This window comes from Salinibacterium sp. SWN1162 (assembly GCF_015864675.1).
Lineage (GTDB): Bacteria > Actinomycetota > Actinomycetes > Actinomycetales > Microbacteriaceae > Rhodoglobus.
In genome coordinates this window covers 139,048-151,860 of the sequence record NZ_JADYWT010000003.1, presented here as the reverse complement: position 1 = coordinate 151,860, position 12,813 = coordinate 139,048, and the positions used below count along the sequence as shown (strand labels likewise).

At 64.4% G+C, this 12,813-nt stretch carries 13 protein-coding genes; 5 read left to right on the top strand and 8 right to left on the bottom strand.

Annotated features, from left to right (window positions below; translation table 11 throughout):
- Positions 1 to 21: 21 nt before the first annotated feature.
- Positions 22 to 654: an O-methyltransferase gene (locus tag I6E58_RS12105; protein WP_129073324.1), complete on the bottom strand. Its 633-nt coding sequence runs from the start codon at positions 652 to 654 to the stop codon at positions 22 to 24.
- 62 nt (positions 655 to 716) lie between these two features.
- Here I6E58_RS12105 and I6E58_RS12100 point away from each other — a divergent pair, with 62 nt between their 5' ends.
- Positions 717 to 1,112 carry a sec-independent translocase gene (locus I6E58_RS12100; RefSeq protein WP_129073325.1) on the top strand — a complete coding sequence of 132 codons (396 nt, stop codon included), beginning with the start codon at positions 717 to 719 and terminating at the stop codon, positions 1,110 to 1,112.
- Between the two features lie 84 nt (positions 1,113 to 1,196).
- Here the strand turns inward: I6E58_RS12100 and I6E58_RS12095 are convergent, their stop codons facing one another.
- Positions 1,197 to 2,759, bottom strand: a complete 1,563-nt coding sequence (locus I6E58_RS12095; protein ID WP_197134031.1) for a succinic semialdehyde dehydrogenase — start codon at positions 2,757 to 2,759, stop codon at positions 1,197 to 1,199.
- Between the two features lie 60 nt (positions 2,760 to 2,819).
- Between I6E58_RS12095 and I6E58_RS12090 the strand changes: the two genes are divergently transcribed.
- Both I6E58_RS12090 and I6E58_RS12085 read left to right on the top strand, forming a co-directional pair.
- Complete coding sequence (locus I6E58_RS12090; protein ID WP_197134028.1) at positions 2,820 to 4,235, top strand: MFS transporter; 1,416 nt, start codon at positions 2,820 to 2,822, stop codon at positions 4,233 to 4,235.
- The gene (locus I6E58_RS12085) at positions 4,232 to 5,722 is read left to right on the top strand and encodes an aminotransferase class V-fold PLP-dependent enzyme (protein ID WP_197134025.1); all 1,491 of its coding nucleotides are present in this window, start codon (positions 4,232 to 4,234) and stop codon (positions 5,720 to 5,722) included. The genes I6E58_RS12090 and I6E58_RS12085 overlap by 4 nt, the downstream gene beginning before the upstream one ends.
- A gap of 79 nt (positions 5,723 to 5,801) precedes the next feature.
- On the opposite strand, the gene I6E58_RS12080 is transcribed toward I6E58_RS12085, so the two are convergent.
- Together I6E58_RS12080 and I6E58_RS12075 are read right to left on the bottom strand one after the other, a co-directional pair.
- Positions 5,802 to 6,239 (bottom strand): GNAT family N-acetyltransferase, encoded by a 438-nt coding sequence (locus I6E58_RS12080; RefSeq protein WP_197134022.1) that lies wholly within the window; start codon positions 6,237 to 6,239, stop codon positions 5,802 to 5,804.
- 44 nt (positions 6,240 to 6,283) lie between these two features.
- Positions 6,284 to 7,198 (bottom strand): LysR family transcriptional regulator, encoded by a 915-nt coding sequence (locus I6E58_RS12075; protein WP_197134019.1) that lies wholly within the window; start codon positions 7,196 to 7,198, stop codon positions 6,284 to 6,286.
- Between the two features lie 72 nt (positions 7,199 to 7,270).
- Here I6E58_RS12075 and I6E58_RS14375 point away from each other — a divergent pair, with 72 nt between their 5' ends.
- Positions 7,271 to 7,393: a hypothetical protein gene (locus I6E58_RS14375; RefSeq protein WP_255529165.1), complete on the top strand. Its 123-nt coding sequence runs from the start codon at positions 7,271 to 7,273 to the stop codon at positions 7,391 to 7,393.
- A 97-nt stretch (positions 7,394 to 7,490) separates the two neighbouring features.
- On the opposite strand, the gene I6E58_RS12070 is transcribed toward I6E58_RS14375, so the two are convergent.
- From I6E58_RS12070 to I6E58_RS12060, 3 genes are read right to left on the bottom strand one after another with little or no spacing between them, the layout of a single operon-like run.
- On the bottom strand, positions 7,491 to 8,612 hold the full coding sequence (locus tag I6E58_RS12070) for a P-loop NTPase (protein ID WP_197134016.1): 1,122 nt from the start codon (positions 8,610 to 8,612) through the stop codon (positions 7,491 to 7,493).
- Positions 8,602 to 9,141, bottom strand: coding sequence for a DUF1003 domain-containing protein (locus tag I6E58_RS12065; protein ID WP_129073332.1), 540 nt, complete (start codon positions 9,139 to 9,141; stop codon positions 8,602 to 8,604). Before I6E58_RS12065 ends, I6E58_RS12070 begins: the two co-directional genes overlap by 11 nt.
- Positions 9,128 to 10,459: a magnesium transporter MgtE N-terminal domain-containing protein gene (locus tag I6E58_RS12060; RefSeq protein WP_129073333.1), complete on the bottom strand. Its 1,332-nt coding sequence runs from the start codon at positions 10,457 to 10,459 to the stop codon at positions 9,128 to 9,130. The genes I6E58_RS12065 and I6E58_RS12060 overlap by 14 nt, the downstream gene beginning before the upstream one ends.
- A 36-nt stretch (positions 10,460 to 10,495) precedes the next feature.
- Here I6E58_RS12060 and I6E58_RS12055 point away from each other — a divergent pair, with 36 nt between their 5' ends.
- Positions 10,496 to 11,107 (top strand): general stress protein, encoded by a 612-nt coding sequence (locus tag I6E58_RS12055; RefSeq protein WP_197134013.1) that lies wholly within the window; start codon positions 10,496 to 10,498, stop codon positions 11,105 to 11,107.
- Between the two features lie 136 nt (positions 11,108 to 11,243).
- Here I6E58_RS12055 and I6E58_RS12050 read toward each other — a convergent pair whose 3' ends face one another.
- Positions 11,244 to 12,722 carry an aminopeptidase P family protein gene (locus tag I6E58_RS12050; RefSeq protein ID WP_197134010.1) on the bottom strand — a complete coding sequence of 493 codons (1,479 nt, stop codon included), beginning with the start codon at positions 12,720 to 12,722 and terminating at the stop codon, positions 11,244 to 11,246.
- Between the last annotated feature and the right edge of the window lie 91 nt (positions 12,723 to 12,813).

Sequence of the window (12,813 nt, the reverse complement as noted above, 5' to 3'; positions counted from 1 at the left end):
ACGCAAGAGCCCCGGTATGCGTTAGTCGCTGAGCTTAGTGAGCTGAAGCAGACCATCCCCGACCGGAATGAGTGAGCTGATCACTGCCTCCGACTGCGCGATCTCTTTGAGAAGAGTGCGGAAGTTGCTGACCGTTGAATCGCGCTGAGCAGGGTCAGCAACACGGTCGCGCCACAGGGCGTGGGCAACCACGACGACGCCGCCGGGACGAACGAGGCGCAGGCCGTGCTCGACATATTCGATGACTGATTGTGGGTCGGCGTCGATGAAAACGAGATCGTAACTCGACTCGTTCATGCGTGGCAGAACTCCGGCAGCTTTGCCACCGATCTGACGTACGCGATTCGACGGGATGCCGGCATCCGCGAACACGGCGCGAGCAACCTGTTGGTGATCGATTTCAGAGTCGATCGTGGTGAGTAGAGCGCCGGGGCTGCCGGCGAGCATCCAGAGCCCGCTGACGCCGACACCGGTACCGACCTCGATGATGCTCTTGGCTCCCGTGGCCGCAGCGAGCAAGGCCAGCTGGGCGCCGACAGCGGGGCTGACCGCTTCGATTCCCAACTCGCTGGAATGCACGCGCGCCGCAGCGATCTCTGGGCGTTCGGTAACGAACTCCTCGGCGTACTTCCAACTCAACTGCTTGTCTGACACATTGCTCCTATCGCTGTGTCAACTGTAGACGCAGCAGCGGCAAGCGCAGGTAAGCTAAACGGGTGTCCTTCGGTCTCACATTCGACAAACTGCTGATCATCGGGATCATCGCTGTCTTTTTGCTGGGCCCCGACCGTTTGCCCTACTACGCATCGCAACTCGCACGCCTCGTCCGCTCGCTGCGCGACATGGCCAGCGGCGCCAAAGACCGCATGCGTGAAGAGATGGGCCCTGACTTCGACGACATCGACTGGAAGCAGCTCGACCCTCGTCAATATGACCCGCGCCGCATCATCCGCGACGCTCTGCTCGAAGACGAAACGCCTCCCGTGAAGGTGCGACCGCCACGATCCGCGGCGTATGCCGAACGGCAGGCGGCGCTCGCCGAGCGACAATCGCAACTCAAAGCAGAACTCAAGGCGGGCGAACGCGCCCCCTTCGATAACGAAGCGACCTAGCGCGCCTGTGCAAGCCCTCCGGCGCCGAAACCTTGTCGGCACCGCCACCGGCACCGGCGCCTAGTCGCCACCGACGCCTCAGTGCTAGCGGCGGCGCAGCACCTTCAGCACGGTCAATAGCGTGACCATGAGCCCCGCCATTGCCGCGAACTCGGCACCCGAGCGTGGCAACTGCAGAATGCCGTTCGACTGCGAGACCGTGCGGGATTGCGCGAAGCGCAGAATGCCCTCTGGCCCGTTGCGGCGTCCGAGCCCAGAGTGCTTCATGCCGCCCATCGGGGCGTCCACGCTCGCGAAGCTGCCGCGGTAGCCCTCGTTGATGTTGACGCTGCCAGCATCCAGGCGATCGGCCAAGCGACGGGCGTGCGCGATCGAGCCGCTGAAGATGGAGGCGTTGAGGCCGAATTCGGTGTCATTGGCGCGGTTGATGGCATCCGTGTCGCTGTCAACGGCGGTGATCGCTACAACTGGCCCAAACGTTTCGTTGGCGAAGCAGTCCATCTCGGCGGTGACTCCCGTGAGCACGGTCGGCGCGTAGAAGTACGGGCCGAGGTCGGGACGCGGGATTCCGCCGGCGAGCACGATCGCGCCCTTCGCGATGGCATCGTCGACGTGGGCCTGAACACGCTCCAGTTGCGCCGCAGAGGTGAGTGAGCCCACATCGCCCGAGAAGTCGAGAGCCGAGGTCTGCGACAGCGCGTTCACGCGTTCGGTGAACGCGCGAGTGAACTCCGCCTCGATCGACTTGTGAACGTAGATGCGCTCGATCGAAACGCACAACTGGCCCATCGAAGCGAAGCAGGCGTAGACGGCATCCGCCGCGGCCTGAATGGGGTCGGCATCGCCGAGCACGAGAAGGGGATTCTTGCCGCCGAGCTCGAGCGAGGCACCAATGAGGCGCCCGGCGGCACGCTTGCCGACCTTCGTGCCCGTCGGGGTCGACCCGGTGAAACAGATGTAGTCGCTGGTATCGACAACGGCGTTACCGACTTGGTCGCCGGGCCCGGCCAGAATCGGCCAGACAGCGGCAGGAACTCCGGCATCGATGTAGGCCTCGCGGGTGGCGAGCATCGAGAGCGCGCCCTGATTATCGATTTTTTGGATGACGGCACTGCCGGCGGCCAGCGCGGGCACGATGTCCATGGCACCGAGAGCGATCGGATAGTTCCACGGCGTAACAACACCGATGAGTTGCTTGGGGGAGTAGCTCACTCGCGTCGACATCAGCAGCGGAATGCCCGCCCGGCGACGCTTGGTCGCTAAAGTGCGCTCGGCCGAAAGCGCGTAGTAACGCGTTACCGTTGCCGCTTGAAAGATCTCTTCGAAGGCTTGCCCGCGCGTTTTGCCCGACTCGGTCTGCAGCAGGTCGAGCAACTCATCTTGACGTTCTAACAACAGATCGTGGGCGCGCAGCAGCACGCGGCGGCGGTACGCGAACCCGGCATTTCGCCAGGCGCGTTGGGCGGTGCGGGCGGATGCTGCGGCATCCCGCACATCGCGCGCCGAACTTTGCGGCAACTCGTGCAGCGTCTCGCCCGTGAACGGTGCGATCACGGCGGCGGTGTCGGAGCTGGTGCAGCGCAACTGGGCGACGAGAGTGTCGCGACGACGCGACCCGATCAGTGAGGCAACGGTGGAAGACGACATATCTCAACACTACGACTGACCAGCACAATTTAGGCTGAGCAAAGCGCTAGGCTCACGAAGATGACGACCGCAGCGCCGCGAGCTCTTACCCGAAGCTCCATCGCCACCTATGCCATTGGTTCGTTGGGCACCGGTGGTTTTGGGGCCCTGCCTGGGCTTGTTCTCGTGTACTACCTCACGGACACTCTCGGTATCGCCGCGCTCGCGGCAGGCATCTTGGTTACAGCCGCCAAAGTGTGGGACGTGATCATTGATCCCGTGATTGGTGCGCGCAGTGACCGCAGCCTCGCCCACCGTGGCACTCGCCGGCCGGCGATGCTCGTGGGCGCCATCCTGCTACCGATCCTGTTTGTCGTGACGTTCGCGGTTCCCGCCGGAATCGGCCCACTAGCCTCGGGTATTTGGGTCTTCATCGCGTTCGTGGCCACGGCAACCGCCTTCAGCCTGTTCCAAGTGCCGTACATCGCGCTGCCGGCCGAACTGACCCGCAGCTACGACGAACGCACGCGCCTCTTGGCCGTTCGCGTGGTCGTGCTCACCGTGGCGATCTTGCTGTTCGGCGCCGGCGCCCCCGAGATCCGTGACGCCTTTGCGGATGAACGGCTCGGCTATCTCGTGATGGCACTCTCGGCGGCGGCCCTCATGGGCGTTTCGCTCGTGATCTCCTCGTTCTCGGCGCCCACCGGCACGATCTCGGTGACTCCGACGGTATCGATCGTGGAGACGTATCGCTCGGGAATCGCCGCGCTCAAACGCAGCCAACCATTCCGGGCGCTGCTGCTGACCTTCTTGCTGCAAGGGCTCGCGACGGGCGTCATGCTCGCGGGGGCGCAATACGTTGCGACGTGGGTGCTGGGCACCGGGGTTGCGATCCTGTTTGTCTCGCTCATCGGCCCCGCCCTGCTCTTCGCCCCGGTGTGGGCTGCCATCTCGCGTCGCATCGGTAAGGAGCGCGCCTTCGTGTGGGCCTCCGCCTGCTACGGGTTGGGAGCGCTGCTGATCGTTCCGCAACTGTGGGCCCCCGGCGCGTGGATTTATGCGCCCGTCGCGCTCGCCGGAGCAGGCTACGCCGGCATGCAAGCCCTACCGATGTCGATGCTGCCCGACGTGATCTCCCACGACTCGCGCCGCCACAAGATCGCCTCGGCCGGCACGTTCGGAGGGGTCTGGACCGCGGGTGAAACGACGGGAATGGCCCTCGGGGCAACGGTGCTCACGACGGTGCTGGCGGCATCCGGCTATCTCGAATCGGTCGCGAACCAAACCGTGACCCAACCCGATTCGGCCATCGCCGGAATCATCATTAGCTTCAGCATCGTGCCCGCCGTGATCATCGGGCTCTCGTTGCTGACCTTTAGGCGCTACCCGTTGCGCCGTCACCACATTGATGAGGCTGACGGCGGCCCCCAGCCCACCCCCACCCCGAACCCCGCCAGCGGCCAAACCACCACTGCGAACGATCAGGAGACCCGATGAAGTTCGATCACCAGCCCGCCGATATTCTCGAACGCCTCGCAGCGCTGCGCGAAGCGGATGCTCCCACCCACGGCGGCCATGTGCTGTCGTACGTTTACGACTCCGGCCTTGCTGAGCTCGACGAGCTCGCCGCCAGCGCCATCCGTGCCGTGCAGCCGGTGAACGGCCTCGACCCGACGACGTTCACCTCGGTCGCGGTCATGGAACGTGAAGTGCTCGGCTTCGCTCGTGACCTGCTCGGTGGCGATGAGGATGTCGTCGGCACCGTCACGACCGGCGGCACCGAAAGCTGCCTGCTGGCCGTCAAGACGGCGCGCGACGTGTGGCGCGGTTCTGGCTCGTCGGCACGCACGGGCACGCCTCGCCTCTTGGCTCCCGTGACTGTTCACGCGGCCTTCCAGAAGGCGGCGCACTACTTCGGTCTTGAGCTCGACCTCGTGCCGGTCGGCCCGGGCGGCGACGTTGCCGCCGCCGACCTCATCGCGCGCCTGGGCGACGATGTTGCTCTCGTGGTGGTCTCGGCACCGAGTTATGCGCACGCCGCGATGGACCCTGTGGTGGAGGTCGCCGCGGCGGCAGCCGAGCACGGTATCGCCTGTCACGTAGACGCCTGCATCGGCGGTTGGGTGCTTCCCTTCTGGGACGACGTTCAGCCGTGGAACTTCAAGGTGCCCGGCGTTACAAGCATCAGCGCCGACCTGCACAAGTTCGGGTACTCGCCTAAGGGTGCTTCTGTAATTCTGCAGCGCGGTCGCGACCGTCAGCGCACCCAGTATTTCGCGACGACGCAGTGGCCGGGCTACCCGATCGTGAATCCAACTATTCTGGGTTCGAAGTCTGCCGGGCCTCTGGCCGCAGCGTGGGCGATCATTCAGGCGTTGGGCACGAGCGGGCTCGCCGAGCTTTCGCAGTCGTGTGCCCGGTCGACGCGATCGCTGCGCGACGTGATCGGTGGCATCGAGGGCTTGCGAGTTGTGGGCAATCCCGTCGGGCCGTTGCTCGCCATCGCAACGGACGAGTCCGTCGCTCCCGAGCGTCGCGTCGATGCGCATCACTGGGCAGACCAGGTGCGCGAGCACGGCTTCCTGCTGCAGCTGCAACCGTCTCTCGTGCAGAGCGACGGCAGCGTACTGCCCGCCACGACTCACCTGACGATCACGCCGGTGACCGCCAACGTGCTCGACGAGCTCAGCGTCGCACTCGTTGCGGCCGCTGACGACGTGCGGGGCGTGCCGGCCGTCTCGGCCGAGGCTGTACTCGCTGGGTTGCCCGCTGAGGCTCTCGCAGCGTTAGGGAACCCGGATGCCGCTCCGCTCGACTCCGCGACCGCTGCGGGCCTCCTGGGCGCGCTCGGCATCGGTGCCGGCGAGCAGGGCTTGCCTGCGCGAATGGCACCCCTACTCGCCCTCATCGCGGCGATGCCGGCCCCGCTGACCGAGCGCCTGCTCATCGAGTTGCTCGCGCGCCTGATCGAGCCGCAGGCTTAGTGGGAGAAGAACCTCGGGTCGACGGACGCGGCAGCGTGCTGCGTTCGCTCGCCGACGACATCCTTGCGCTCGCGAGCGGCTAGCCAAGAACGGCGGGCCGCGTCATCCACACGTCGTGATCGTCGCTGTCGTAGGGCACGAAGCCGTGACGTTCGTAGAGACGGATGGCGGGGCTGCCCTGCAGCACCATGAGGCGGAACGGGCGCGCATCTGGTCGGCTCAGCGCATCGGCGAGTACTTGCGTGCCAATGCCTCTACCGTGCAGGTTGGTCGGCAGGTAGAAGTGCTCGATCCAGCGGGCGTCGGGTTCGTGGCGCACGGTGATGGAGCCGACATCCGTTCCGTCAACGCGGATGATCTGGGTGTTGCTCGCGACGAATGCCGTGCTCATCCATTGGCGCACACGCACGGGGTCGAAGAGTCCGTGGCGGTCGAGATCAGCGCGCAGCACGACAGCCCGCAGTTCGAGCAGCCAGTCGAGGTCGGCGTCGGTGCTGGGGCGTAGGGAAAAGTCCACGTCGAGATTCTAAGCCGGGCGGAGACGTGAAGTGGATGCGGCGCTTACGCCGTGTGCTCGCGCTCGAAGCGCTGAGCTTCATCCACGAGCGCTTTCACGACCGCGCGCACCGAGGGGCGCTCGGCGCGGTCGGGACGCAGCAGCGCCGAGATAAGGCGCGATGACGGCACACCCTTGAGGGGGCGGGTGATGAGTCCGTTCTCGCGGTCACGGGTTGTGAAGCGCGGCAGGATCGCGATGCCGTGCCCGGCAGCCACGACGGCTTCGACGATGCTGTTGTCGGTGAGGCGTTGCGCCACTTTGGCTGGGGCGCCATTGGCGGCTTCGATGCGGCGCAGGATGCGGTCGAATGGCAGCCCCTGGGGCACGCCAATCCAGGTCTCGTCGATGAGGTCGGCGGGGGTGAGGGCCGCTTTGCGACCGAGAGGGTGGTCCTCCGGCAGGGCAACATCGAGCGATTCCCGCATGAGGGGAACTACGGCAAGACCACGTTCCGTCCAGGCGGGGAGAACGTGCGGCGAATCCGAGACCACAATGTCAAAATCGGCCGTGAGGTTGGCGACGTCTTCGAGCACCGAATCTTGGTCGTGACAGCTGAGCGTTAGCCCGGCCAAACGGTTCACCGAATGAAAAAGACCCGGCAGCAGCATCTCGCCACCGGTGGGAAAGATTGTCATGGTGACGTCGCCGCGGGGGGACTCGCGAAAGTCGTTCCACAGCGCTTCGGCTTTCTCAATCGCGGTGGCGACATCGGTCGCGGTCTGGGCGAGGGCGCGGCCAGCAGAAGTGAGCACGATGCCTCGGCCTACGCGTTCGGTGAGGGGGATTCCAGCCTCGCGTTCCAAGATTTTGAGCTGTTGAGAAACGGCGGATGGCGTGCGCATCGTCGCCTTAGCGACAGCGGTGATGCTGCCGCGATCGGCCAGCTCGCGCAGCAGTTCTAGACGCCGTATCTCCATGTAGTTAGCCTACAAGGTTAGATAAGAAAGATCATCTTGTTCTAAAAGGTTGCCGAACGTCAGAATATAGACATGAACTTCGAACTAATCATCATCGCGGCACTTGCTGCAACCGGTATCGCCGCAACCCTGCGTGCCGTTGCAACCGACGGATACCGTCGAGTGCCCACCCGCCGCTACAACACCATGCCGTAGCCAACCGCCAGCCGGTTTACGCAACACCACAGCATTTCTGCTGTGGTGTTTTTGCGTTAACGGGCGTGCTGCCCCGTCGGGCAATACGGGTGGGCAGCTAGCGCGGGCTGAGGCCGAGCTTGCGGCCGGCCACGCTGCGCTTGAGCGAGCGGAGAGTCGCGGCGAGAGCCGTGATGGCCTGCGCCGCCGGATCCTCGGGAGCTGCGATCACGACGGGCACCCCGGCGTCGCCGCCTTCGCGCAGGGCGATGCTGAGAGGGATGGACGCCAGCACCGAGACCGGCTCGTCTGGCGTGGAGAGCTTGGCTGCGGCATCCGCCCCGCCACCGGAACCAAAGAGTTCGAGCACGCTGCCGTCGGGCTGGGGGAGACCCGCCATGTTTTCGATGACGCCAATCACTCGTTGACCGGTTTGGCGAGCGACAAGCCCGCTGCGTTCAGCAACGTCAGCAGCAGCAGACTGCGGGGTTGTGACGACTACGACATCGGAGTGCGGCAGCAACTGGCCGAGCGAAATAGCGACATCGCCGGTGCCCGGCGGAAGATCGAGCAGCAGCACGTCGAGGTCACCGAAGAACACGTCGGTCAAGAACTGCTGAATAGTGCGGTGCAACATCGGTCCACGCCACGACACAGCCGTGTTGTCTTCGACAAACATGCCGATCGAAATGACCTTCACGTCGTAGGCGACCGGCGGCAGAATCATCTCGCCGACCTGGGTCGGCTTCGCGCCGTGCAGGCCCAAGAGCCCGGGAATCGAGAAACCAAAAACGTCGGCATCGATAACCCCGACGCGCAGACCACTCTGAGCGAGCGAGACCGCGAGGTTCGCCGTGAGCGTCGACTTGCCGACTCCGCCCTTGCCGCTCGTCACTGCCACAATCTGAGTCAGTGAATCGGGCCCGAACTGCATCGTCTTGGGCTTTCCCTTGCGCAGCTTCTCGGTGAGCGCCTCGCGTTGCGCGCGCGTCATCACCGATACGTTCACCGTGACCGCCGTGATGCCGGCCACACGCTCGGTAGCCTCACGCACGTCACGTTCGATGGACGTCGCGGCCGGGCATCCGACAATCGTCAAGGTCAGACCCACGGATGCCGCCCCAGCGTCGTCAACGGCGACCCCAGAAATCATGTCCAGCTCTGTCACGGGACGACGAATCTCGGGGTCGATCACCGAGGCGAGGGAGGTGAGAACCGCGGCTTCGAGCTCAGCGTTCACGCTTCTCCGCGTCTTTGGTCTCGTCGTCTTTCTCGAGTTCTTCGAGCAGCGAGCGCAGCTCGGAGCGAATGAAGTCTTTGCTCGCCAGATCGGTCATCGCGAGGCGAAGCGCCACAACTTCGCGCGCCAAGTATTCGGTGTCGTTGAGGTTGCGCTCGGCACGCTGGCGGTCTTGCTCGATCTGTACGCGGTCGCGGTCATCTTGACGGTTCTGCGCCAGCAGGATCATCGGTGCAGCATAGGAGGCCTGCAGCGACAGTATGAGCGTCAACAGGGTGAAGTTGGTGGCGCGCGGGTCAAACTGCGCATCGAGGGGAGCGCTCGTGTTGTAAATCAGCCAGACACCCACGAAAGCGGAGAGCCCGACAAGAAACCAGGGGGTTCCCATGCCGCGGGCGAACGCTTCGGAGTACCGGCCCATGCGGTCGCGGCTCTCGAAAATACCGAAACCGGTACGCAGCCCCTTCGGGCTGTCGAGGCGTGCCTCATTGCGCTGAGACCGTGGAGTGCGTCGTTTAGCGAATGCCACGTGCTGACCTCCCTGCGCGAATGTCTTGCTGCTGAACGATAGTCAGCGGTCTAGTGGATGTGTCGTCGAAACTGGCCGATTCATCGGTGGTGCTTCGCCAGTCGTCGGGAAGAAGATGGTCGAGCACGTCGTCAATGGTCACCACCCCGAGCAATCGATGATTGTCATCGACAACCGGAACCGATACGAGGTCATAACTCGCCAGGATGCGCGACACTTCTGCCGCGGTCGTCGACGAGCGCACGGGTTCGAGCGTCTGGTCGATGAGCGCGCCGAGGCGTTCGTTGGGCGGGTAGCGCAGCATCCGTTGAAAATGGACCATGCCGAGCAGCCGCCCGGTCGGTGGTTCGTAGGGCGGCAGCGTGACACAAATAGCCGCGCCGAGGGCGGGGGCGAGATCGTGACGGCGGATGAGGGCAAGACCCTCAGCCACTGTTGCGTCAGCAGACACGATGATCGGCTCGGTCGTCATGAGTCCGCCCGCCGTATCGGGGGCGTAGCTGAGCAAGAAGCGAACATCTTCGGCTTCTTCGGGCTCCATGAGGTCGAGCAGGGTCTCACCGCGCTCGTCGGAGAGGTGGGCGATGAGGTCGGCAGCGTCATCCGGCTGCATCTCATCAAGAACGTCGGCGGCGCGGTCATCGTCGAGCTTATTGAGCAGGGCAACCTGCTCGTTCTCGGGCATCTCCTCGAGCACATCGGCCAGGCGGTCGTCGGAGAGTTCGCCGGCGACCTCCATCATGCGCTGTTCGGGAAGGTCGAGCATCGCGTTGGCTAAGTCAGCAGGGAGAAGGTCGGAGAAGCTCGCCGCCAGCTGAGTGGCGGACTGCGCTTCGCCCTTGTTCTGGTTGTGCTTGATCTCATCCCACCGCGCGAAATCGGTGGGGCCCTTAGCGAAGAGGGGCGCACCGCTGGCCTTGGGGCGGCGGACGAAGAGCTGGCTAATCTCCCACTCGCCAATGTCAACTTCTTCAATAGCGACATCTTCAATATGAGCTTCGCCCGAACCATCACGCATGCTGACACGACGACCAAGAAGCTCCGCCATCACTCGAATTTCGCCACCGCGCTGCTCGAAGCGGCGCAAATTGAGAACGCCGGTAGTGATAATTTGCCCGGAGCCAATGCTCGTAACGCGACCGATCGAGAGAAAAACGTGGCGTTTACCGGGAATTTCAGCGATCATCCCGACGACGCGCGGGCTCGAATCGGCCCGCTCAACAACGAGCACATCGCGCACTTTGCCGACGCGGTCGCCATTGGGGTCGAAAACAGAGCAGCCCACCAATCGGGCGACGAATACTCTTGAGGTGCTCACAAGTAAAACCCTACCCTTGCATGGGACAATGAGCTGATGAGTAATTTCAGTGGATTCTCCCGTCGTGCCCCTCTGCAGTCGAGCGTGCCGCGCGGCGACGTTCTTGCGAGCTTCGAGAGCTACACCGATGCCCAAGAGGCGATCAACAAACTGGCGAAGGCCGAGTTTGATGTCAAAGGCATCGCGATCGTTGGTCGCGACCTCACGACGGTCGAGGTCGTGACGGCCCGACTGAGCTACGGGCGTGCGGCGCTCGCCGGTGCCAGTACCGGTGCCTGGCTTGGACTGTTCTTCGGTCTCATCTCCACGATCATTGCGCCTATCACCGCGCAGCAAGTGGCGATCTTCTTCTCCGCAATCGTGGCCGGTGCCGGAATCGGAATGATCTTCGGCGTCGTGAACTACTCGATCATGCGCAAGCGCCGCGACTACGCCGCAACCTCGCAGCTGTTGGCCGAGCGCTACGACGTAATCATTTCGCCGAACCTCACCGCCAAGGCGCACACCGTTCTCGGTACAGCAGCGGCCGGTATGCCCGGAGTACACGCGGCACCGTTTGTGCCGACCCCGACGGGCGCGCCAGCAACGACACCCGCGCCGGAAGCTCCCGAAGCGCCGGTCGACGGCGACGACGCGCCTAAGGCCTAAGGCCTAAGGCCTAAGGCACCGCTCGGGCATTAGGGCCGCGCGGTGCTTGGTACCGCTCGGGCCTCGGCCACAGCGCCGTCCTTCGGCGCCGCTGACACGGCGCGCGCCGAGCTTTCGCTGACGCGCGCCTACGCGACTACGAGCGGGCGATCCAGGCTTCTACGGCATCCGCCGTGCGGGGGATGTTCACTGACAGGTTCTCGGCGCCGTCTTCCGTGACGAGAATGTCGTCTTCGATGCGCACGCCGATGCCGCGGTATTCCTCGGGCACGGTGATGTCGTCGGGCTGAAAGTACAGGCCGGGCTCGATCGTGAAGACCATGCCGGGCTCAAGGATCCCGTCGAGGTACATGTCGCGGCGGGCGGCGGCGCAGTCGTGAACGTCGATACCGAGGTGGTGGCTCGTGCCGTGCACCATGTAACGGCGGTGGAACTGCTTGTCCGCTTCGAGCGACTCGGCGGCGGAGACGGGCAGCAGGCCCCACTCGGCAGTCTTCTCAGCGATGACCCGCATTGCTTCGGCGTGGATGTCGCGGAACTTGATTCCGGGGCGCACGATCGCAAAGGCGGCATCCGCCGCTTCGAGCACGGCGTCATAGACGCGACGCTGCACCTCGGTGAACGTGCCGCTGATCGGCAGCGTGCGCGTGATGTCGGCGGTGTAGTAGCTGTCGAGTTCGATGCCCGCGTCAATAAGGATGAGGTCGCCCGGCTTCACGGGGCCATCGTTGCGAGTCCAGTGCAGCACGCACGCGTGCGGTCCGGAGGCAGCGATCGTGTCGTAGCCGACGGTGTTTCCTTCGGCGCGAGCGCGACGGTTGAACGTGCCCTCCACAAGACGCTCACCGCGGCTGTGCTCAATGATGTTGGGCAGGTCGGCAACAACATCGTTGAAGCCCATCTGAGTGGCGTCAACGGCGGCCCGCATCTCAACGACCTCATAGGTGTCTTTGACGAGACGCAGCTCGCTCAGGTCACGGCTGAGTTCATCGTCGCCATCGTGCTCGAGGGCTTCGGAGTCCGCAGCGAGCAAACGGCGGCCATCGACCTGGTCGGTGACATCGCGGTCAGCGTCGCGCACGATCAGGGTAGAGGCGTCGACGCGGTCGAGCACAGCCTCGAACTCGGCCAGGGGCAGAGTGGCGACACCGAGATCGATCGCCACGTTGGCGAGCGACGGGCGCGGACCAGTCCAGAATTCTCCGACATCCGGGTTGGCGTAGAACTCGCTCGTGTCGCGGCCGGCGGCCGGGCGGAAGTAGAGGGTGGCGTCGTGGCCGGTGGCCGTCGGTTCCATCACGAGAACACTGCCGGCAACAACATCCGAGCCCCAACCCGTCACGTGCGCGAAGGTCGAGTGGGCGCGGAACGGGTAGTCAGTGTCGTTTGAGCGAACCTTGGCTGACCCGGCCGGAATGATGAGGCGCTGGCCGACGTGAAGCTGCGACAAGCGCGCGCGGCGGGCAGCAGCGAAGGCCGCCTGCTCACGGGGGACGACTTCAGGATCAACCCGCTCAGCCCATCCTGTAGAGATGTAGTCCGAGAAGCCCGACGATTGGGGCGTCGTAGAGCGGTTGGAGGTTGCGCGCGGGGTGGGTGCCGAAGAATCTGCCATACCTCTAGTGTCTCCCTTTGTGCGGTTAAACGCACTATTGAGAGGGTCCCTCACTGTTCGTAGAATTCTGCGGATGAGGCGCCCGAGGCTG

What these genes read in the sequence shown, in the direction of transcription:
- I6E58_RS12090 (WP_197134028.1), top strand. Translation starts at nt 2,820, where the DNA reads ATGACGACCGCAGCGCCGCGAGCTCTTACCCGAAGCTCCATCGCCACC.
- I6E58_RS14375 (WP_255529165.1), top strand. Translation starts at nt 7,271, where the DNA reads ATGAACTTCGAACTAATCATCATCGCGGCACTTGCTGCAACCGGTATC.
- I6E58_RS12095 (WP_197134031.1), bottom strand. Translation starts at nt 2,759, where the DNA reads ATGTCGTCTTCCACCGTTGCCTCACTGATCGGGTCGCGTCGTCGCGAC.
- I6E58_RS12075 (WP_197134019.1), bottom strand. Translation starts at nt 7,198, where the DNA reads ATGGAGATACGGCGTCTAGAACTGCTGCGCGAGCTGGCCGATCGCGGC.
- I6E58_RS12050 (WP_197134010.1), bottom strand. Translation starts at nt 12,722, where the DNA reads ATGGCAGATTCTTCGGCACCCACCCCGCGCGCAACCTCCAACCGCTCT.
- I6E58_RS12055 (WP_197134013.1), top strand. Translation starts at nt 10,496, where the DNA reads ATGAGTAATTTCAGTGGATTCTCCCGTCGTGCCCCTCTGCAGTCGAGC.
- I6E58_RS12085 (WP_197134025.1), top strand. Translation starts at nt 4,232, where the DNA reads ATGAAGTTCGATCACCAGCCCGCCGATATTCTCGAACGCCTCGCAGCG.